The sequence below is a fragment of the Streptomyces sp. NPDC018031 genome (assembly GCF_044327625.1).
Taxonomy (GTDB): domain Bacteria; phylum Actinomycetota; class Actinomycetes; order Streptomycetales; family Streptomycetaceae; genus Streptomyces.
Genome location: NZ_JBIRFT010000005.1, coordinates 149,001 through 168,738 on the forward strand (window position 1 = coordinate 149,001; position 19,738 = coordinate 168,738).

General features: G+C 74.4%; 17 protein-coding genes. 7 read left to right on the plus strand and 10 right to left on the minus strand.

Translation table 11 applies throughout. The features are described from left to right. The first annotated feature begins 104 nt into the window (after positions 1-104). Both ACH4B3_RS15270 and ACH4B3_RS15275 read left to right on the plus strand, forming a co-directional pair. Complete coding sequence (locus tag ACH4B3_RS15270) at positions 105-1,160, plus strand: LLM class F420-dependent oxidoreductase (RefSeq protein WP_398463302.1); 1,056 nt, start codon at positions 105-107, stop codon at positions 1,158-1,160. Between the two features lie 747 nt (positions 1,161-1,907). Continuing rightward, on the plus strand, positions 1,908-2,696 hold the full coding sequence (locus ACH4B3_RS15275; protein ID WP_398463303.1) for a ferritin-like domain-containing protein: 789 nt from the start codon (positions 1,908-1,910) through the stop codon (positions 2,694-2,696). Between the two features lie 136 nt (positions 2,697-2,832). Here the strand turns inward: ACH4B3_RS15275 and ACH4B3_RS15280 are convergent, their stop codons facing one another. Then, positions 2,833-3,825 carry a magnesium and cobalt transport protein CorA gene (locus ACH4B3_RS15280; RefSeq protein ID WP_398463304.1) on the minus strand — a complete coding sequence of 331 codons (993 nt, stop codon included), beginning with the start codon at positions 3,823-3,825 and terminating at the stop codon, positions 2,833-2,835. 73 nt (positions 3,826-3,898) lie between these two features. Between ACH4B3_RS15280 and ACH4B3_RS15285 the strand changes: the two genes are divergently transcribed. The 4 genes from ACH4B3_RS15285 to mshC all read left to right on the plus strand — a co-directional run bounded on the left by ACH4B3_RS15285 (position 3,899) and on the right by mshC (position 7,588). Beyond that, positions 3,899-4,594: a histidine phosphatase family protein gene (locus ACH4B3_RS15285; protein WP_398463305.1), complete on the plus strand. Its 696-nt coding sequence runs from the start codon at positions 3,899-3,901 to the stop codon at positions 4,592-4,594. A gap of 109 nt (positions 4,595-4,703) precedes the next feature. Then, on the plus strand, positions 4,704-5,294 hold the full coding sequence (locus ACH4B3_RS15290; RefSeq protein WP_398463306.1) for a DUF3090 domain-containing protein: 591 nt from the start codon (positions 4,704-4,706) through the stop codon (positions 5,292-5,294). Further along, complete coding sequence (locus tag ACH4B3_RS15295) at positions 5,258-6,115, plus strand: SCO1664 family protein (RefSeq protein ID WP_398463307.1); 858 nt, start codon at positions 5,258-5,260, stop codon at positions 6,113-6,115. The genes ACH4B3_RS15290 and ACH4B3_RS15295 overlap by 37 nt, the downstream gene beginning before the upstream one ends. Positions 6,116-6,358: 243 nt before the next feature. Beyond that, positions 6,359-7,588, plus strand: a complete 1,230-nt coding sequence (gene mshC, locus ACH4B3_RS15300; RefSeq protein ID WP_398463308.1) for a cysteine--1-D-myo-inosityl 2-amino-2-deoxy-alpha-D-glucopyranoside ligase — start codon at positions 6,359-6,361, stop codon at positions 7,586-7,588. A 250-nt stretch (positions 7,589-7,838) separates the two neighbouring features. Here mshC and ACH4B3_RS15305 read toward each other — a convergent pair whose 3' ends face one another. Next, a complete protein-coding gene (locus tag ACH4B3_RS15305; protein ID WP_398463309.1) occupies positions 7,839-9,077 on the minus strand; it encodes a PAC2 family protein in 1,239 nt (412 codons plus the stop codon). Positions 9,078-9,293: 216 nt separating this feature from the next. Then, positions 9,294-10,250, minus strand: a complete 957-nt coding sequence (locus ACH4B3_RS15310; protein WP_398463310.1) for a LysR family transcriptional regulator — start codon at positions 10,248-10,250, stop codon at positions 9,294-9,296. Positions 10,251-10,316: 66 nt separating this feature from the next. Here ACH4B3_RS15310 and ACH4B3_RS15315 point away from each other — a divergent pair, with 66 nt between their 5' ends. Next, positions 10,317-11,315 carry an NADP-dependent oxidoreductase gene (locus tag ACH4B3_RS15315; RefSeq protein WP_398463311.1) on the plus strand — a complete coding sequence of 333 codons (999 nt, stop codon included), beginning with the start codon at positions 10,317-10,319 and terminating at the stop codon, positions 11,313-11,315. A 227-nt stretch (positions 11,316-11,542) separates the two neighbouring features. On the opposite strand, the gene mtnC is transcribed toward ACH4B3_RS15315, so the two are convergent. The 7 genes from mtnC to ACH4B3_RS15350 form a co-directional block, all read right to left on the minus strand. Then, the gene (gene mtnC, locus ACH4B3_RS15320; protein ID WP_398463312.1) at positions 11,543-12,262 is read right to left on the minus strand and encodes an acireductone synthase; all 720 of its coding nucleotides are present in this window, start codon (positions 12,260-12,262) and stop codon (positions 11,543-11,545) included. Then, positions 12,259-12,459 carry a hypothetical protein gene (locus ACH4B3_RS15325; protein WP_398463313.1) on the minus strand — a complete coding sequence of 67 codons (201 nt, stop codon included), beginning with the start codon at positions 12,457-12,459 and terminating at the stop codon, positions 12,259-12,261. Before ACH4B3_RS15325 ends, mtnC begins: the two co-directional genes overlap by 4 nt. A gap of 276 nt (positions 12,460-12,735) precedes the next feature. Further along, positions 12,736-14,241, minus strand: a complete 1,506-nt coding sequence (locus ACH4B3_RS15330) for a PLP-dependent cysteine synthase family protein (protein ID WP_398463314.1) — start codon at positions 14,239-14,241, stop codon at positions 12,736-12,738. A 427-nt stretch (positions 14,242-14,668) separates the two neighbouring features. Further along, complete coding sequence (locus ACH4B3_RS15335; RefSeq protein WP_398463315.1) at positions 14,669-16,279, minus strand: FAD-dependent oxidoreductase; 1,611 nt, start codon at positions 16,277-16,279, stop codon at positions 14,669-14,671. Between the two features lie 4 nt (positions 16,280-16,283). After that, positions 16,284-17,825 (minus strand): glycerol kinase GlpK, encoded by a 1,542-nt coding sequence (gene glpK / locus ACH4B3_RS15340; protein ID WP_398463316.1) that lies wholly within the window; start codon positions 17,823-17,825, stop codon positions 16,284-16,286. Positions 17,826-17,870: 45 nt separating this feature from the next. Then, positions 17,871-18,662: an MIP/aquaporin family protein gene (locus ACH4B3_RS15345; protein ID WP_398463317.1), complete on the minus strand. Its 792-nt coding sequence runs from the start codon at positions 18,660-18,662 to the stop codon at positions 17,871-17,873. 291 nt (positions 18,663-18,953) lie between these two features. Next, a complete protein-coding gene (locus ACH4B3_RS15350) occupies positions 18,954-19,718 on the minus strand; it encodes an IclR family transcriptional regulator (protein ID WP_398463318.1) in 765 nt (254 codons plus the stop codon). Between the last annotated feature and the right edge of the window lie 20 nt (positions 19,719-19,738).

Genomic DNA, 19,738 nt, shown 5'->3' on the forward strand with positions numbered 1-19,738 from the left:
GCGACCGGCTGTGCCGCCCTGTGGACAACGTGGCACTGACGTACCACGGCGAGGCGCGCTAGAGTCCCCGGAAAGGGACGTTACTCATCGGTAAGGGGAGTTGCATGAAGCTCGGGATCAACCTCGGTTACTGGGGTGCCGGGATGGATGCGGACAACCTCGCGGTGGCCCAGGAGGCCGACCGCCTCGGCTACTCGGTCTGCTGGGCCGCCGAGGCGTACGGTTCCGACGCGCCCACGGTGCTCTCCTGGGTGGCGGCCCGGACCGAGCGGATCGACGTCGGCTCGGCCATCTTCCAGATCCCGGCCCGGACGCCCGCGATGACCGCGATGACGGCCGCCACCCTCGACTCGCTCTCCGGCGGGCGGTTCCGGCTGGGGCTCGGCGTCTCCGGCCCGCAGGTCTCCGAGGGCTGGTACGGCGTCAAGTTCGACAAGCCCCTGGCCCGCACCCGGGAGTACGCCGAGATCGTCCGGAAGGCGCTGTCGCGCGAGCGGCTGACCCACGAGGGCGAGCACTGGACGCTGCCGCTGCCCGACGGCCCCGGCAAGGCGCTCAAGCTCACCGTGCACCCGCAGCGCCCGGACATCCCGCTGTACATCGCGGCGATCGGTCCCCGGAACCTGGAGCAGACCGGTGAGATCGCCGACGGCGCGCTGCTGATCTTCCCCGCGGCCGAGCACCTGGAGGAGACCGCGCTCAGGCACCTGCGGGCGGGCCGGGAGAAGGCCGGCAAGACGATGGACGGCTTCGACGTCTGCCCGACCGTTCCGCTGGCGCTCGGCGCGGACCAGGACGTCAGCGCGCTGGCCGACACCTTCCGCCCGTACACCGCGCTGTACGTGGGCGGCATGGGCAGCCGCAAGCAGAACTTCTACAACCAGCTCGCGCGGCGCATGGGGTACGAGAAGGAGGCCGCCGAGATCCAGGACAAGTACCTGTCCGGCGACAAGCAGGGGGCGGCCGCGGCCATCCCGGAGCAGCTGATCGACTCCACCACGCTGCTGGGCTCGGTGGACCGGATCGCGGACGGCATGCGGCGCTACGCCGAGGCCGGTGTCACCACGCTGACCCTCGCCCCGGCGGGCTTCACCCTGGACGAGCGAATCGCGGCGCTGCGCGCCGGCACCGAGGCGCTGGAGCGGGCCGGCCTGGCCTGACGCCGGACGGGGCGCCCGGCCTGCGACCGGGCCGACGGCCGGGCTCCTCGGCCCGGCCGCCGGCCCCGGCTCCGGTCTCCGGTGCGCCGCTGCCCTCCGGGAGGCCCGGGCGGGCGCCGCCCGCGAGCTCTGCGGCCGTGGTGGGGGCTCGGGGGTCTTCCCCGCCACGGCCGTCACCCCACTCAACGCCCCGGCCGCCGGGCGGTTACGCGGCGGGGGCGGGCGGTGGTGCGGACCACCGCCGGTCCCGGGCGGTGGCCCGCCCCGGGCCCGGGGCGGCCCCGGCACCGGCCCAGCCTTTCCCGGTCCGTCCCGGCACCCGTCTCCGGGCCCCTCCGGCCGCCCCGGCCCCGCCCGCGCGGCCCTCGCGCCCCCTTCGTCCCCTCCGGCACCGGCCCGCAGGCGTACCTGCGCCCCGCCCCGGCACCGCCCCAGCCTTCCCGGTCCGTCCCGGCGCCGCCCGCGCCGCACCCGAGGCCCGGCGGCCGGCCCGTGCCGCCCGCGGTCCCGTGACGCCCGAGAGGGCGCCCGTGCCGATACCGGTCGCTTCCGGACCACCGGCTCCCGCACCGCCCGGGCCCCGCGGGCTCACCCGCCTACCCCCGGCGGGCGCGGCGCGCCATCCGGCGGCGGCCGTCCGGTGGCCGGTGTCCCCCGTACGGCCCAGCCCCGCCGGGCCAGCTGTTGCCCCGTCCCCGAGCCGGGATTTCACTGGACTCCTGCGCGGACGTCGCACGGAGGTGGCAGATGCTCACGGCGAAAAGCGTGTTCACGGAGATACTCGACGACGACGACTCCTTCCGGCTGTTCTGCTCGATCGCGGCCAGCGGAGAGGCCCAGGGAGGCTGGGAGAACGGCCGCATCGCCGCCCTGGTACCGGACAGCCGGCGGTACCTCGCCCCCAAGATCGCGCGGCATGGCGCGGACGAGGACAAGCACGGCCGCATCTTCAACGCGCTGCTGCGCAAGCGCGGCCTGGAACCGGTCGAAGTGCCGCGCGAGACCGACTACACCATGCTGCTGGAGTCGCGGGGGATCGGGCTCGCCCACGACAAGCTGCGCCGGGACGAACCGCTCACCGAACGGGACATCGTGGTCTACCTCGCGCACAGCCGGGTCACCGAGGAGCGCGCCGCGGCCCAGATGAGGATGTTGCGCAAGTACTTCGGCGACCACCCGGACGTCGGCCGCGCGGTCCGGATGATCTCCGCCGACGAGGACAACCACCTCGCCTACTGCCATGAGGAACTGCTCGGGCTGGCCGCCGCGGGACACGGCAGGCTGATCCAGCGCACCCTCCGGGAGAGCGCCCTGGCGGAGGCCGAGGTGTACCGGGACGTGAGCCTCGCGGTGATGGCGCACATGGGCCGCATCCTGCGCTGGCCGCGCGCCAAGTCCGCGGTGCTGACCGCCGGCGTCCACGCCGTGTACGCCGTCGAGCGGCTCGGCGGCTGGCGGCGCATGGTGTCGCTGCGGATGCCCGAGCGGCGGGACGCGCTGGGCGGCGCCGCCACCGCCGAGCCCGGGTTCGCCTGACCGACCGGCCCGCGCGGGCGGCCGCGGCCCGGAACCGGCCCGCGCCCGGGGCCTGCGGCAGCCGACCGGTCCGCCCACCGCGGCCCGCGCGGCGCCGCCGGCCCGGCAGGCCGGCCCCGGCGGCGCCGGGGACCGCTCACAGCCAGCCGCGCCGCTTGAAGAACCGGTACAGCCCCAGCACGATCCCGGCCATCAGCCCCACCGCGACCGGATACCCCCAGACCTGGCCCAGCTCCGGCATGTGCGCGAAGTTCATGCCGTAGACGCCCGCGATCATCGTCGGGACGGCCACCATCGCCGCCCAGGCCGAGATCTTCCGCATGTCGTCGTTCTGCCGGACGCCCGTCTGCGCCAGGTGCGCGGCCAGCACGTCCGACATCAGCCGGTCCAGTCCGTCCACCTGCTCGTTCGTGCGGGTCAGATGGTCGCCCACGTCCCGGAAGAACGGCTGCGAGCCCGCGTGCACGAACGGCACCCCGGCACCGGCCAGCCGGGCCATCGGCTCGGCCAGCGGCCCCGTCGCCCGGCGGAACTCCAGCACCTGGCGCTTGAACGCGTAGATCCGCCGGGCGGTGCGCCCGCCGGGGCCGCGCTCCGGGCTGAACACCTCCGCCTCCAGCGTCTCCAGATCGGTGTGGAGCGCCTCGGCGACCTCCAGGTAGTGGTCCACCACCGCGTCGGAGACCGCGTACATCACCGCGGTCGGGCCCTGCCGCAGCACCTCCGGGGCGTGCTCCAGCTGGTCCCGCACCGTCCGCAGCGGGTTGGCCTCGCCGTGCCGGACGGTCACCACGAAGGAGTCGCCGACGAAGACCATCAGCTCGCCGGTGGTGACGGTGCTGTCCCGTTCCGTGTACCGCACCGGCTTGAGCACCAGGAAAAGCGAGTCGTCGTACACCTCCAGCTTGGGGCGCTGGTGGGCCTTGAGCGCGTCCTCCACGGCCAGCGGGTGGAGCCGGAACTCCCCGGCCACCCGGGCGAACTCCTCCTCCGTCGGCTCGTGCAGGCCGATCCACAGGAACGCGTCGCCCGCCGCCCGGGCCTGGCCCAGCGCACCGGAGAAGTCGGCCGGGCAGTCCTCCCGGTGCCCGTCACGGTAGACGGCACAATCCACGATCACCCGGCGCATTCTGCCGCTCTCCGGCCCGGACCGCACCCGCGAGCGGGGACGCCGGGCGCGCCGGGGGCCGTAGGGTGGCGGCATGCCCACGCTGATCCTCGTCCGGCACGGCCGGTCCACCGCCAACACCGCCGGGGTGCTCGCGGGCTGGACGCCCGGCGTCCACCTCGACGAGCGCGGTGCCCGGCAGGCCGCCGCGCTGCCGGCCAGACTCGCCGGCGTCCCGCTGGCCGCCGCCGTGTCCTCGCCGCTGGAGCGCTGCCAGGAGACGCTCGCCCCGCTGCTCGCCGCCCGTCCGGAACTGGCGCTGCACACCGAGGAGCGGATCGGCGAGTGCCACTACGGCGACTGGTCGGGGCGGAAGCTGTCGGAGCTGTCCGACGAGCCGCTGATGGCCGTGGTGCAGCAGCACCCGTCGGCCGCGGCGTTCCCCGGCGGCGAGTCGATGCGGGCCATGCAGGCGCGCGCGGTGGACGCGGTGCGCGACTGGAACGACCGGATCGAGGCCGAGTCCGGTGCCGACGCCGTCTACCTGATGTGCTCCCACGGCGACATCATCAAGTCGCTCGTCGCCGACGCCCTCGGCCTGCACCTCGACCTGTTCCAGCGGATCGCGGTCGACCCGTGCTCGGTGACCGCGATCCGCTACACCCCGGTACGGCCCTTCGTGGTGCGGCTCGGCGACACCGGTGAGCTGGGCGGGCTCGCCCCGCGCGAGGAACGAGGCGACGCGGCGGGCCCGGAAGCGGCCGTGGGAGGTGGCGCGGGCGCGCCATGATCTGCGCGCGCAGTAGGGTGGTGCCGCGGCGCCGTCCCGTCGCGCGCAAGGCATTCGATCTTCAGCGGTCGAAGCACCACGACCACCCGAGACCCCAGGGAGCAGGACGTTGACCCGTCAGGTGTTCCTCTACGACCCGCCGGACCGGTTCGTCGCCGGTACGGTCGGGCTGCCTGGCCGCCGTACGTTTTTCCTGCAGGCCTCGGCGGGCGGCCGGGTCACCAGTGTCGCCTTGGAGAAGACCCAGGTCGCGGCGCTCGCCGAGCGGATCGACGAGTTGCTGGACGAGGTCGTGCGGCGCACCGGGGGCAACGCGGCGGTCCCGGCCGTGGCCCCCACCGAACTCAGTGACACCGCGCCGCTGGACACCCCCGTGGAGGAGGAGTTCAGAGTCGGCACCATGGCGCTCGCCTGGGACGGCGACGAGCAGCGCATGATCGTCGAAGCCCAGGCGCTGGTCGAGCTGGACGCGGACTCCGAGGAGGACCTCGCCGAGGCCGAGGAGCGGCTGCTCCAGGACGAGATGAACGGCCCGCCGATGCTGCGGGTGCGGCTCACCGGCACCCAGGCCCGGGCCTTCGCCAAGCGCGCGCTGGACGTCGTCAACGCCGGTCGCCCGCCCTGCCCGCTGTGCAGTCTTCCGCTCGACCCGGAGGGACACGTATGCCCGCGCCAGAACGGATACCGTCGCGGAGCGTGACGCCGCCGGCGGCCGGTGACGGTCCGCCGGACCCGGCCCGACTGCTGGCCCGGGGGGAGCTCACGGTCCGCGGCCAGGTCCGGGAGGCGTCCAACGCGGTGCTCTTCTGCACCGTCGAGTACCAGGGTCACCGTGCGTCCTGCGTCTACAAGCCGGTCGCCGGGGAGCGCCCGCTGTGGGACTTCCCGCACGGCACCCTCGCCCAGCGCGAGGTCGCCGCGTACGAGATCTCCGAGGCCACCGGCTGGGGGCTGATCCCGCCGACCGTGCTGCGCGACGGGCCGTACGGCCCGGGCATGTGCCAGCTGTGGATAGAGACCACCACCGACGGCGACGCCCCCGAACTGCTGGCCCTGGTGGAGGGCGACGAGCCCGCCGACGGATGGAAGGCCGTGGGTTTCGCGGAGGTGGGGCCCGGGCAGACCGCGCTGCTGGTCCACGCCGACGACGCCACCCTGCGGCGGCTGGCCGTCCTCGACGCGGTGATCAACAACGGGGACCGCAAGGGCGGGCACCTGCTGCCCACCGCGGAGGGCCGGGTCTACGCCATCGACCACGGGGTCACCTTCAACGCCGACGACAAGCTGCGCACCCTGCTGTGGGGCTGGGCCGGTGAGGCGCTGACCGAGGACGCGCTGGCGGTCCTGGGCCGGCTGGCCGAGGCCCTCGCCGAGGGGCGGCCGCTCGCCACCCGGCTGGCGGAGCTCCTCACCGCGGCCGAGATCGATGCGCTGCGCGCCCGGGTGGACGCCCTGCTGGACACCGGCCGGCACCCGGAGCCGAGCGGTCAGTGGCCGGCGATCCCCTGGCCCCCGGTCTGAGCGCATCCGTCACGAGAGCACCGCTGGTGCCGCTTCTGTGCATGTCCGCGGCGTTCCGGGTGCTCCCGGGAGGGTCCGCGGGCATCCGGTGGGGCCCGCGGGGATCTGTGGTGACCGGTCCCCGCGGCCTCGCGGCCCGAGGGGCGGTGCAGCAGATCACCGCCCCCGGCGCAAGAGCGCCTCTTCGGCCAACCGTGCAGATCCGGTTCGTATCCGGAAGCCGCATCCGGTTACGCTCATGACATGTATGCCTGGCCCGCTTCCGAGGTTCCCGCCCTGCCTGGCAGAGGCCGCGACCTGAGGATCCACGACACCGCGACCGGGGGTCCGATCACCCTCGACCCCGGCCCCGTCGCCCGCATCTACGTCTGCGGTATCACCCCGTACGACGCGACCCACCTGGGTCATGCGGCGACCTACAACGCGTTCGACCTGGTGCAGCGCGTGTGGCTCGACACCAAGCGGCAGGTTCACTACGTCCAGAACGTCACCGACATCGACGATCCGCTGCTGGAGCGGGCGGCGGCGAACGGGGACGACTGGACCGAGCTCGCCCAGCGGGAGACCGCTCTGTTCCGCGAGGACATGACCGCGCTGCGGATCCTGCCCCCCGCCCAGTACATCGGCGCGGTGGAGGCGATACCCGGGATCGTTCCGCTCGTGGAGCGGCTCCGGGACGCCGGCGCCGCGTACGAGCTGGACGGCGACATCTACTTCTCCGTCGAGTCCGACCCGGCCTTCGGCGGTGTCTCCGGCCTGGACGCGGAGGCGATGCGGCTGCTCTCCGCCGAACGCGGCGGCGACCCGGACCGGCCCGGCAAGAAGAACCCGCTGGACCCGCTGCTGTGGCTGTCGGCCCGCCCGGGTGAGCCGAGCTGGGACGGGGCCTCGCTCGGCCCGGGCCGCCCCGGCTGGCACATCGAGTGCGTCGCCATCGCCCTGGACCACCTCGGCATGGGCTTCGACGTCCAGGGTGGCGGCTCCGACCTGGCCTTCCCGCACCACGAGATGGGCGCCTCGCACGCCCAGGTGCTGACCGGCGAGCACCCCTTCGCCAAGGCCTATGTGCACGCCGGCCTGGTGGCGCTGAACGGCGAGAAGATGTCCAAGTCCAAGGGCAACCTGGTCTTCGTTTCCACCCTGCGCCGCGAGGGCGTGGACCCGGTGGCGATCCGGCTCGCCCTGCTGGCGCACCACTACCGCTCGGACTGGGAGTGGACCGACGAGGTGCTGCGGGAGGCGGTGGCCAGGCTGGGCCGCTGGCGCGCGGCGGTGTCCCGCCCGGACGGACCGTCCGCCGACGCGCTCCTGGAGGAGATCCGGGAGGCCCTGGCGAACGACCTCGACACGCCCGCGGCGCTGGCCGCCGTGGACCGCTGGGCGGCCGCCCAGGAAGCGGGCGGCGGCACCGACACCGGAGCGCCCGGTCTGGTGTCCCGCACCGTGGACGCGCTGCTCGGCGTCGCGCTGTAGCCGGACCGCCCGGCGGTACCGGCGGCCGACCGGTGGCGGTGGGGGCCCGCGCCCCCGCCGCCACCGGTTCGCGCGTGCCGTGACCGGCGGGCGCTGACGTGCTCGGGGCGGCCGCCCCCGGGTCGTTCCGGGGGTGGCCGCCCCGATTTCGTGCCGGGCGGCGCCGGGCCGAGCGCGCCCTGCGGGACGGCGGCCGATCGCCGAACCACCGGCCGGTCCGCCCGTCCGGGGGCTCCGTCGGCCCCGGCCGTCAGTCCCGGCCGTCGGCCCCGTCGTCACCGGGGGCGTCGGCCCCGTCAACGTCGTCACCGGGAGCGTCGTCACCGGGGGTGTCGCCGCCCCCGCCGGTGGTGCCCGGGCCGCCGTCGCGGTCCGCCCGGCCGCCGGACCCGCCGCTCCCGGGGGCCTCCGGCCCCGTCGCGTCTCCGGCGTCCGTGTCTCCGTTGCCCGCGTCCCCGGCGGCGGACGTACCGTCGTCCGGCGCCCCGTCCGCCGGGCCGCCCGCGCCGGACTCCGCCGCCTGGTCCTTCGCCGGCGGCTTGCGCGGCCGGGTACGGCCGCTGGACGCGTCCCGCAGATAGGAGGCCGCGTCCCGCACGTCGGCGACGCCGCCGGGCTCCGCCGCGTGGCCGCCCGGTCCCGGCTGGCCGTCCCGCCGGCGCAGATACCGCTCGAACTCGCGGGCGATGGCCTCGCCGGACGCCTCCGGCAGCTCGGCGGTGTCCCGCGCCTCCTCCAGCGACTGCACGTACTCCGCGACCTCGCTGTCCTCGGCGGCCAGTTGATCCACCCCCAGCTGCCAGGCGCGCGCGTCCTCGGACAGCTCGCCGAGCGGGATCCGGATCCCGATCAGGTCCTCCAGGCGGTTCAGCAGCGCGAGGGTGGCCTTCGGGTTGGGCGGCTGCGACACGTAGTGCGGCACGGCCGCCCACAGGCTGACCGCGGGCACCCCGGCGTGGGTGCACGCCTCCTGCAGGATGCCCACGATGCCGGTGGGGCCCTCGTAGCGGGTCTCCTCCAGATCCAGGGTGCGCGCCAGGTCCGGGTCGGAGGTGACACCGCTGACCGGCACCGGCCGGGTGTGCGGGGTGTCGCCGAGCAGCGCCCCGAGCACCACGACCATCTCCACGCCCAACTCGTGGGCGAATCCCAGGATCTCGTTGCAGAACGAGCGCCAGCGCATGCTCGGCTCGATGCCGCGCACCAGCACCAGGTCGCGCGGCTTGTCGCCGGTGCCGGCACGGACCACGGAGAGGCGGGTCGTCGGCCATGTGATCTTCCGGACCCCGCCGTCCAGCCACACCGTCGGCCGGTTGACCTGGAAGTCGTAGTAGTCCTCGGCGTCGAGCGCGGCGAACACCTCGCCCTTCCACTCCCGGTCCAGGTGCCCCACCGCGGTGGAGGCGGCGTCTCCGGCGTCGTTCCAGCCCTCGAAGGCACAGATCATGACCGGGTCGATCAGCTCGGGAACTCCCTCAAGCTCGATCACCCAGCGCCTCCTTCCGGCCGGGGCGGACGGTCCGTACCGCCGCCGGCTGCAGTTCCAGTGCGTGCGCCCCCAGCCTACGGCTTCCCGGGCATCCGGCCGCAGCCCCTCGTCAGGAGTGGACATGGATCGGCACCACCTGATAGCCGCCGGCCGCCGGCTCGCGGGCCGGCGCCGCGCGCCCGGTCGGCACCCGGCACCGTGCGCCCGGCGTACGCCCTACCGGACCGGCTCCCCGGACCGGTCCGGGACCGGCGGCCGCTCCCGCCGCACCGCGCGCAACTCCCGGACCAGTTCCCGCACCGCGCGGGTGCCGGCCAGCGCCGGGGTGGTGACGTAGCCGATGCCACGCGTCGGCGGGTGCGGGCCCAGGTCGGTCACCGCGATACCGGCGGGCGCCCCGGCCAGGGTCAGCTCGGGCGCGACGGCCATCCCCATGCCCTGGGCGACCATGGAGAGCACCACGCTGTCGTCCTCCGCGGTGACGGTGGCGGGCGGCAGCCAGTCCTGCTCGGCCCACCAACGCCGGGTGTAGGAACCGCAGTTCTCCTGCCAGTCGATCAGCGGGAGGCGGCGCGGGTCCGGGTGCCCCACCGGATGGGCCAGCGCGTACGTCTCCCGGTACAGCTCGGACACCAGCAGCCCGGGTGGCGTGACGGACCCCTCCGACAGCGTCGCGATCGCCAGGTCCGCCCGCCCGTCCGCCACTTCGCCCGCGGTGCCGCGGTCGATCTCCCGTACGATCCGCACCTGCGGGGTGAGCCCCGGGTGCCGGGCCGTGAGCCGCTCCAGCACGGGCGGCAGCAGATGGGCCGCGGCGCTGCGGAAGGCCGCGATCCGCAGCGGCCCGGACAGCGCCGCGGGCTCCTCCCGGCCGGCGGCCCGCGCCTCCGCGCCCATCGACTCCAGCAGCCGCAGGATCTGCCGGGCGTGCGCGACCACCCGCTCACCGGCAGCGGTCGGCCGGGCGCCGTACCGCCCCCGCTCGAAGACCACCGCGCCGAGCTTGCGCTCACAGACGCGCACCGTGTGCGAGACCGCGGACTGGGTCAGGTCCAGCCGGGCGGCCGCGGCGGTGAAGCTGCGCTCCTGGTCCACGGCGGCCAGTACGCGCAGTTCATGAGGGGCGAGATCGGTCACGCCGCCGAACCTACCCCACCCATGAAGAACTCTCATGGATGGGGGTCTTCCAGCAGCGATCGGGTCTGCCCGGCCGCCGTCCCGGCCCCTAGCGTGAGCGTCATGTCCACCACCGCACGCGCCGTGCACCAGATCAGCAGACCCCAGGGCTTCCCCACCGCCGCCGACTTCGCCTTCGTGGCCGGCCCGCTGCCCGCACCCGGGCCGGGCACCGCCCTGGTCGAGAACCTCTACCTCTCCGTCGACCCCTACCACCGCGAATCCATGGACGCCGAGTGGGAGTTGCACACCCCCCTGGAGGGCCGGGCGATCGGGCGGGTGGTGACCTCCCGGGACCCCCGGCTGCCGGTCGGCGCGATCGTCTTCCACCGGCACGGCTGGCGTACCCACGCCCTGGTCCGCCCGGAGGAGAGCCGGGTGCTGAAGCCGCTGCCGGGCGTCCCGCTCAGCGCCTGGCTGAGCGTGCTGGGCGGCACCGGACTGAGCGCCTACGTGGGCCTGGTGAAGATCGCCCAGCTGCGGCCGGGGGAGTCGGTGTTCATCTCCGCGGCGGCCGGCGGCGTCGGCTCCGCCGCGGGGCAGATCGCCCGGCTGCTGGGCGCGGGGCGGGTCATCGGCAGCGCCGGGTCCGCGGCGAAGGTCCGGCACCTGGTGGACGACCTCGGCTTCGACGCGGCCTTCGACTACCACGACGGCCCGGTCGGCGACCAGTTGCGCCGCGCGGCGCCGGACGGGATCGACGTCTTCCTCGACAACGTCGGCGGCGACCACCTGGCCGGGGCGATCGAGGTGCTGCGCGACCACGGACGCATCGCCTGGTGCGGCGCGGTGGCCCAGTACAACGGCGGCGAACCGCCGGCCGCGCCCCGCAACCTCTACGACATCGTGGGCAAGAGCATCCGGCTGGAGGGCTTCCTGGTCCACGAGTACGGCCACCTGCAGCAGGAACTGGAGGACTTCCTGGCGCCCGCGCTGCGGGACGGCCGGGTCGTCCCGGACGAGACCGTGGTCGAGGGATTCGACCACGTGGTGGACGCCTTCCTCGGCATGCTGCGCGGTGAGAACACCGGCAAGATGCTCGTGCGGGTGGGGGAGGGCTGACCGGGCGGGTGGCCGCCGGCCGGTCCGTCGGGGGCCCGGGCGGGCCGGCCGCCGGCGACGGGCCGGGAGGCCACCCCGGTGCGGTGACCGCCGCCCGCAGCGGGTCGCGGCCGCGGCCCGGCGCGACGGAGACGTGGCCGGCGGAGTGGCGCGTCCGGCCGGAGGAGGCGAACCCGCCGGTCCCGGCTGCCGGTACGGCACCCGCCTCCGCCGGGCCCGGGGCCCGGTCAGGCCCTGCCGCGTCCGATGCCGATCCGGTCGAACGACGCGGTCTCCGGGTGGTCGCCGACGCCTTCCCCGTAGTACCGCTCGCCCGGCCGCCGCACGCCGAGGGTGGACCACCCGGCCGCCCGGGCCGCGTCCAGTTCGGCGCGGCGGTCGGAGAGGTACAGCAGGCTGCCGGGGGCGGCCGCCAGATCCGCGGCGATGGCCCGGTAGGAGCCGGGGGACTGCTTGGGCCCGGCGTTCTCGGTGTCGTACAGCCCGTCGAGCAGCGGCAGCAGATCGCCGTCGGGGGTGGAGCGGTACCACGCGAGCTGGGCGGCCACCGATCCGGACGAGTAGCTGATCAGCCGGATCCCGGCGGCGTGCCAGCGGCGCAGGGCCGGGATCACGTCCGGATAGAAGTCCGAGACGAGATCACCGCGGGCGAACCCCTCGGACCAGATGATCCCCTGCAGGGTCTTCAGCGGGGCGGCCTTGCGGTCCTCGTCGAGCCAGCGGCACAGCGTCCGTTCCAGCAGCGCGGAGTCCGCGTCCGGCTCGCCGATCAGCTCGCGTATCTGCCGCACCGCCCGGCTCACCTCGGGTTCGGCGGCGCGGTCGGTCAGCAGGGAACCGAACCGCGCCCGCGAGTACGGATAGAGCTCGGACACGACGAAACCGGTGGCGCTGATGGTGCCTTCGATGTCGAGGACGACCGAGCGCGCCGTGAAGGAGGCCGTCACGCGGCTGCCCGCCCGGCCGCCGGCCCGTCGAGGCCGGGGGACCGCCCGGCGATGCCACTGCCGGTGGGGCCGCCGATCCGGCAGTCCGCCCGGGGGAGGCGGAGCCCGGCCGGCCCGGTGCCGGTCGGCACGGGGGCGGTGGCGCGGCGCACGCCGGTGTCGGGGCCGGCTTCCGGCCACGTGGTCAGCAGGGTCACGACGCACTCCTCAAGGGCTCGGCGACTGGGGCCGGGAACCGCGGACCGGTGATTCCCCCGACCAGGGCGAGGTCACGGCCGCGCGACGTTGCATGGCCATGGCCACTGAGCACCGTAACCCGTGGCCGGACCGCCCGGGGTGCGGTCCGCGAAGCTCAGCCGCCGGCCGCGGGTGCGGTACGCGCGGGTGCGGGACCCGGGCGGCGAACCCGGGAGACGTCACGGGAACCGCACGCAGCGCGCCGCCGGCCGGCCGGGAGCCGGCCGGGCCCGGCCTCACCCGCCGTGCGCGTCCTGCGCGGGTACCCCGCCCGGCCGCCCCTCCGGCTGACGCGGCACCGCGTCCCCGGCCGCCTGCCCGGCCCTCGCCCCGCGGACGGCGGCGGCCAGCGCGGCGCGGCGGACCAGCGCGTGCACCCGGCCGTCGAGGACCACCACGGCGATGTCCGCGGCCTTCTCCTCCAGCGCCGCCAGCGCCTGGGCCGCCGGTTCCCCCACGCCGAACGCGGGCGGCGGCGGGGCGAGGAGGGAGCGCACCGGGTCGTCGGACCGCGCGGCACCGGAATCGAGCGCGGTGCGCAGTCCGCGGGCGGTGACCGAGCCCAGCACCTCCGACGCCGTCATCACCCCGTCCGCCCGCGCTCCGGCCGCCGACACCAGCACCGGGTGGTCCGCCTCCGCCGGGCGGCCCGGCGCGGGTTCGTCGAGCGTGGCGAGGGCCTGCTTGACGGTGTCCGAGGCCCGCAGCCCGGGCACCGGCGGCACCGACCGGGCGTCGCCCACCACCGGGTGGGTGCCGTCCCCGTCGAGGAAGCCCCAGCGCCGCAGCCAGCCGTCGTCGTGGACCTTGGACAGGTAGTTGCGGCCCGAGTCCGGCACCACCACGACCACCAGGTCCTCCGGGCCCAGCCCGGCGGCGACCCGGAGCGCGGCGGCCACCGCCGTGCCCGCCGAACCGCCCGCCAGCAGCCCCTCCTCGCGGGCCAGCCGGCGCGCGGTGTGCAGCGACTCCCGGTCCCCGATCCGCTCGAACCGGTCCACCACCGCCGGGCGGTAGGACTCCGGCCAGGGGTTCTCCACCGTCTCGGCGTGCCGGACCAGCCCGATGCTCTCCACGAAGTACGGGCGCCCGTCGCCACCGGAGTACACCGACGCCTCCGGGTCGGCCCCCACCACCGTCACCCGGCCGCCGCTGGCCTGCTTGAGGTACTCGCCGGTCCCGGTGACGGTGCCGCCGGTGCCGACCCCGGCCACCAGGTGGGTGACCCGGCCGTCCGTCTGCCGCCAGATCTCCGGGCCGGTGGTGCGGAAGTGCGCGGCCGGGTTGGCGGGGTTGTCGTACTGGTTGGAGTGCCAGGCGCCGGGGGTGTCGGCCGCGATCCGCTTCGCGGCGTTGAACACATGGCGCGGGTCCTCCCGCGGCAGGCCGCTGGGGCAGACCACCACCTCGGCGCCGTACGCCCGCAGTACCGCGATCTTCTCGGCGCTGGTCTTGTCCGGCAGGGTGAACACGCACCGGTAGCCGCGCTGCGCCGCCACCATGGCCAGCCCCACCCCGGTGTTGCCCGAGGTGCCCTCGACGATGGTGCCGCCGGGCCGCAGCAGCCCCGCCTCCTCGGCCGCCTCCACCATGGACAGCGCGGCGCGGTCCTTCACACTGCCGCCGGGCCCGGCGTACTCGAGCTTCGCGTACACCGGGGTGCCGAGGCCGGCGGTCACCCGGTTGAGGCGGACCAGCGGGGTGTTGCCGACCGCCGCAGTGAGGGAGGTGTGCACATCCATACGGGCTCCTCGCATCCCGCCGCTGCCGCGGCGTCAGGCCAGTGGGGTGCGGGCGCGCGGCGCACCGGACGCGCACCCGCGCCCACTCTTCCAGCCGGGACGCGAGTCGCTGTGGAGTTCCGCTGCACCGCCGCGTCGTGGCCGGGGGTGGTGCGGCGGGGCGGGCGCCGGGCGGGTCGCGGGGGTGCCGGTGCGGGCCGGCGGATCGGCCCGGGACGGTGCGGGCGGGCACGGGGCGGGTCGCGGAAGGTGCCGGGCCGGTGTGGGCCGGTGTGGGTCGCCGTGGGCCGGCGCGGCACGGTGCGGGCGGGCCGGGTCGCGAGGGGTGCCGGTGCGGGCCGGTGCGGAGGAAGCCGACGGGGGGAGGGGCCCGGCGGAGCCCCTCCCCCCGTGCCGGCCGGCGCCCCGGGCGCCGGCCGTGGCGCGATCAGGCGCGGCGGTCCAGCAGGTCCTGGACCTTGGCCCGCACCTCGTCGGTGTCCAGGCCGCGGATGGTCAGCGTGGTCCGGCGGCGCAGCACGTCGTCCGCCGTCTGCGCCCACTCCAGGTCCCGGGCGTAGACCACCTGTGCCCAGATCTCCGGGGCGTCGGGGTGGATGCGCTCGGCGAGCGCCGGGTCCTCGTTGGCCAGCCGGGCGATGTCGAAGGAGAGCGAGCCGTAGTGGGTCGCCAGGTGGCGCGCGGTGTCGGCGGCCATCCGGGGGCCGGGCGTGCCGCCGTCCACCAGCAGCCGGTGCTCGACCGCGTGCGGGTTGGCCAGGCCCGGCAGCGGCACGTGCTTGGGCAGCTGGGAGACCGGCTCCATGTCGTCGGTGAGCGGGTGGCCCGGCAGCGCGGCGAGCTTGTTCATGACGGTACGGCCGATGTGCCGGAACGTCGTCCACTTGCCGCCCGCGATGGACAGCATCCCGCCCCTGCCCTCGGTGACCACGGTCTCCCGCTTGGCCTTGGCGGTGTCGCCGGGCCCGCCCGGCAGCACCCGCAGACCGGCGAAGGAGTAGGTGATCAGGTCGCGGGAGAGCTGCTGGTCCCGGATGGAGAACGCGGCCTCGTCCAGGATCTGGGTTATGTCCTTGTCGTTGACCCGGCAGTCCGCGGGGTCGCCCTCGAACTCCTCGTCGGTGGTACCGAGCAGCAGCATGTCCTCCCACGGGAGGGCGAAGGTGATGCGGTACTTGTCGATCGGGGTGGCCAGGGCCGCCTTCCAGGGCGCGGTGCGCTTGAGCACCAGGTGCGCGCCCTTGGACAGCCGGATGGAGGGGGCCGCGTTCGGGTCCTCCATCTTCCGCAGGTGGTCCACCCACGGACCGGTGGCGTTGAGCACCAGGCGGGCGTTGACGCCGAACTCGGTGCCGTCGGTGCGGTCCTTCAGCTCCGCACCCGTCACCCGGCCGTCGGTGAAGCGCAGCCCCACGACCTCCGCGTGGTTGAGGACGGTGGCGCCCGCCTCGGCGGCCGCGCGGACGGTCATCAGGGCCATCCGGCTGTCGTTCATCTGGCCGTCGCCGTAGACCGCGACCGCCTTCAGCCCCTCGGTGCGCAGCTCCGGGACGTCCCGCGCGGCCTTCTCCGCGGAGATGACGTGGCCGACGCCGTCGCGGAAGGCGGAGAGCGCGGAGTAGGCGAAGACGCCCGCGCCCAGCTTGGCCGCACCGTGCGGGCCGCCCTTGTAGACCGGCAGGTAGAAGGTGAGCGGGTTCGCCAGGTGCGGGGCGACGCTGCGGGAGACCGCGCGCCGCTCGAAGTGGTTCTCCGCGACCAGCTTCACCGCGCCGGTCTGGAGGTAACGCAGGCCGCCGTGGAGCAGCTTGGAGGAAGCGGAGGAGGTGGCGCCGGCGAAGTCGCCGGCGTCCACCATGGCCACCCGCAGTCCGGACTGCGCGGCGTGCCAGGCAGTGGTGATGCCCAGGATGCCGCCGCCGATCACCAGGAGGTCGTACGAAGCCTTGGACAGCTGTTCCCGGGTTTCGGCGCGGCTCGGGTTCGAACCGGCAGCCGGGTGCGCCCCGAGGGCCGGGGCGCTCTGCAGGGTGGTCATATGATTACTCCTCGTCCTCGATCCAGCCCATGGTCCGCTCCACGGCCTTGAGCCAGTTCTTGTACTCGCGGTCGCGAACGTCCGCTTCCATACGGGGGGTCCACTCGGCGGCGCGGCGCCAGTTGGCGCGCAGCGCGTCGGTGTCCGGCCAGAAGCCGACGGCGAGACCGGCGGCGTAGGCGGCGCCGAGGCAGGTCGTCTCGGCCACCATCGGGCGCACCACCGGCGCGTCCAGGAAGTCGGAGAGCGTCTGCATCAGCAGGTTGTTGGAGGTCATTCCGCCGTCGACCTTCAGCGCGGTCAGCTCGACGCCGGAGTCCTTGGTCATGGCGTCGGTGATCTCGCGGGTCTGCCAGGCGGTGGCCTCCAGCACGGCACGGGCGATGTGCGCCTTGGTGACGTACCGGGTCAGGCCGGCGATCACCCCGCGGGCGTCGGAGCGCCAGTACGGGGCGAACAGGCCGGAGAAGGCGGGCACGAAGTAGGCGCCGCCGTTGTCCTCGACGGAGGACGCCAGCGTCTCGATCTCGGCCGCGGAGTTGATCAGGCCCATCTGGTCGCGCATCCACTGCACCAGGGAGCCGGTGACGGCGATCGAGCCCTCCAGGGCGTAGACCGGCTTCTGGTCGCCGATCCGGTACCCGACGGTCGTCAGCAGACCGCTGTAGGAGTTGATGATCTTCTCACCGGTGTTCATCAGCATGAAGGTGCCGGTGCCGTAGGTGGACTTCGCCTCACCCTCGGAGAAGCAGGTCTGGCCGAACAGGGCCGCCTGCTGGTCGCCGAGCGCGGAGGCGACCGGAACGCCGTCCAGCACGCCGCCCTTGACGGCCCCGTACACCTCGGCGGAGGACCGGATCTCCGGCAGCACGGCCGCCGGGACCTCCATGGAGGTCAGGATCTTGTCGTCCCACTCCATGGTGTGCAGGTTCATCAGCAGGGTGCGGGAGGCGTTGGTGACGTCGGTGACGTGACGGCCGCCGTCGACACCGCCGGTGAGGTTCCAGATGACCCAGGAGTCCATGGTGCCGAAGAGGATCTCGCCGCGCTCCGCGCGCTCCCGCAGGCCCTCGACGTTGTCCAGCAGCCAGCGGACCTTGGGGCCGGAGAAGTAGGAGGCCAGCGGCAGGCCGGTCTCGCGGCGGAACCGGTCCTGGCCGACGTTGCGGCCCAGCTCCTTGCAGAGGGCGTCGGTGCGGGTGTCCTGCCAGACGATGGCGTTGTGCACCGGCTCACCGGTCGCCTTGTCCCACAGCAGGGTGGTCTCGCGCTGGTTGGTGATGCCGATCGCCTTGACGTCGGCGGAGGTGATGCCGGCCTTGGTGATGGCGCCGGCCACCACCTCCTGGACGTTCTGCCAGATCTCGGTGGCGTTGTGCTCCACCCAGCCCGGCTTCGGGAAGATCTGCTCGTGCTCCTTCTGGTCGACGGAGACGATGCGCCCGTCGCGGTCGAAGACGATGCAGCGGCTGGAGGTGGTGCCCTGGTCGATGGCCGCGATGAACGGGCCGTGTCCGTGGCTGCCGGTGGTGTGGGTCTCGGTCATGTGGTGGTCTCCTGCGAAGTCTGCGTGCGGTTCGGAAGCTGGAGGCTAGACAAAAGCGATCTTGTAGAGACCGCCCGCGAGGGCGGCGCCGATCAGCGGACCGGCGACCGGAATCCAGGCGTAGCCCCAGTCCGAGCCGCCCTTGTTGGGCAGCGGCAGGAAGAAGTGCGCGATGCGCGGGCCCAGGTCGCGGGCCGGGTTGATGGCGTAGCCGGTGGGGCCGCCGAGCGAGAGGCCCAGGCCCACCACCACGAACGAGGTGACCAGCACGCCGAGGATGCCCAGGCCGTTGCCGTCGCCGTTGAGCCCCTGGGTGAGGATCGCGAGCACCAGCACCGCGGTCGCGATGATCTCGGTGAGCATGTTCTGCACGGTGTTCCGGATCTCCGGACCGGTGGAGAAGACACCGAGCACCGGGCCGGCGTCCGGGGCGGCGGCCTTGTCGACCATGCCCTCGTGGCCCTTCTTGTCACCGACGATCTCAGGGTCGGTGAGGTGGGCGGTGAACTGGCCCATGTAGGTCACCCAGACCAGTCCGGCGCCGATGACCGCGCCGAGCATCTGGGAGGCGAAGTAGAGGGGCACGTCGCCCCACTCGGTGCCGCCCTCTATCGCCAGGCCGAGAGTCACGGCAGGGTTGAGGTGCGCGCCGGAGAGGGGGGCCGATATGTAGGCGCCGGTGAGAACGGCGAAGCCCCACCCGAAGGTGATGGCCAGCCATCCGGCGTTACGGGCCTTGGAGCTCTTGAGCGTGACGGCGGCGCACACGCCGCCGCCGAGCAGGATGAGAACGGCGGTACCGATGGTCTCGCCGGTGAAGATGTCGAGGCTGGACACCCGCGACTCCTTTGTCCTTCGTCCAGGGGAAGGCGAACCCCCGGGTCCCTCCGGTGGTCCGTTGCCCTCACGGTGAGGGCGTTGGTCGGCCCGCGGCGAGTCCACCATAGCGAATATTGTCGTCAGGTGTTCGACAATGCCGACCGATGAACGGCAGTTTTCTGCACCGTGAAGGGGGCGTCAAGGGTCGCGTGAACGGAAAAACCGGCTGGTAACCCAACCGTGATGAACTGCGCGGACGCACAGACGAAGGCCACCGGGGCGGCGCCCGGTGGCCGGCCGGCGGGTGTCTCAGAAGCGGCTGGCGCCCAGGTCGCGGGAGACCGCACGGGCGCAGTCCCGCACCGCCGCCACCAGGTCCTGGCGCAGCTCGCCCGCGGCGCACACCCGCTCCACCGCGCCGGTGACGCCCACCGCGCCCACCGGCATCCGGCGCCGGTCGTGGATGGGGGCGGCGACCGAGGCCACCCCTTCCCAGGTCTCCTCCACGTCCGCCGCCCAGCCGCGGGCCCGGGTCAGGTCCAGGACCTCCTCGAACTCCGCCGGCCCGGTCACCGTGCGGGCGGTGAAGGACTTCCGCTCGCCCTCGGCCGCCTCGCTGTGCGCCACCGGGTCGTACGCCGACAGCACCTTCCCCAGTGCGGTGCTGTGCAGCGGCTGCATGGCGCCGACCTCCAGCACCTGGCGGCTGTCGTCCGGACGGAAGACGTGGTGGACGATGAGGACGCCCTGCTGGTGCAGCACCCCGAGGTACACGCTCTCCCCGCTGGAGCGGGCCAGGTCGTCCGCCCAGACCAGGGCCCGGGCCCGCAGTTCGTGCACGTCCAGGTAGCTGTTGCCGAGCCGGAGCAGCTCGGCGCCCAGCTGGTAGCGGCCGGAGGCGGGGTCCTGCTCGACGAAACCCTCCTGCTGGAGGGTGCGCAGGATGCCGTGCGCGGTGCCCTTGGCGAGCCCCAGGGCGGACGCGATGTCGGACAGGCCCAGCCGCCGCTCGCCGCCCGCGAGCAGGCGCAGCATGGCGGCCGCTCGCTCCAGCGACTGGATGTTCCGTGCCATCGCGTTCCTCCCCAAGGTGC

What these genes read in the sequence shown, in the direction of transcription:
- ACH4B3_RS15295 (WP_398463307.1), top strand. Translation starts at nt 5,258, where the DNA reads ATGCCCGCGCCAGAACGGATACCGTCGCGGAGCGTGACGCCGCCGGCG.
- ACH4B3_RS15310 (WP_398463310.1), bottom strand. Translation starts at nt 10,250, where the DNA reads ATGAGAGTTCTTCATGGGTGGGGTAGGTTCGGCGGCGTGACCGATCTC.
- mshC (WP_398463308.1), top strand. Translation starts at nt 6,359, where the DNA reads ATGTATGCCTGGCCCGCTTCCGAGGTTCCCGCCCTGCCTGGCAGAGGC.
- ACH4B3_RS15275 (WP_398463303.1), top strand. Translation starts at nt 1,908, where the DNA reads ATGCTCACGGCGAAAAGCGTGTTCACGGAGATACTCGACGACGACGAC.
- glpK (WP_398463316.1), bottom strand. Translation starts at nt 17,825, where the DNA reads ATGACCGAGACCCACACCACCGGCAGCCACGGACACGGCCCGTTCATC.
- ACH4B3_RS15270 (WP_398463302.1), top strand. Translation starts at nt 105, where the DNA reads ATGAAGCTCGGGATCAACCTCGGTTACTGGGGTGCCGGGATGGATGCG.
- ACH4B3_RS15335 (WP_398463315.1), bottom strand. Translation starts at nt 16,279, where the DNA reads ATGACCACCCTGCAGAGCGCCCCGGCCCTCGGGGCGCACCCGGCTGCC.
- ACH4B3_RS15315 (WP_398463311.1), top strand. Translation starts at nt 10,317, where the DNA reads ATGTCCACCACCGCACGCGCCGTGCACCAGATCAGCAGACCCCAGGGC.
- ACH4B3_RS15330 (WP_398463314.1), bottom strand. Translation starts at nt 14,241, where the DNA reads ATGGATGTGCACACCTCCCTCACTGCGGCGGTCGGCAACACCCCGCTG.
- ACH4B3_RS15350 (WP_398463318.1), bottom strand. Translation starts at nt 19,718, where the DNA reads ATGGCACGGAACATCCAGTCGCTGGAGCGAGCGGCCGCCATGCTGCGC.
- ACH4B3_RS15285 (WP_398463305.1), top strand. Translation starts at nt 3,899, where the DNA reads ATGCCCACGCTGATCCTCGTCCGGCACGGCCGGTCCACCGCCAACACC.
- ACH4B3_RS15280 (WP_398463304.1), bottom strand. Translation starts at nt 3,825, where the DNA reads ATGCGCCGGGTGATCGTGGATTGTGCCGTCTACCGTGACGGGCACCGG.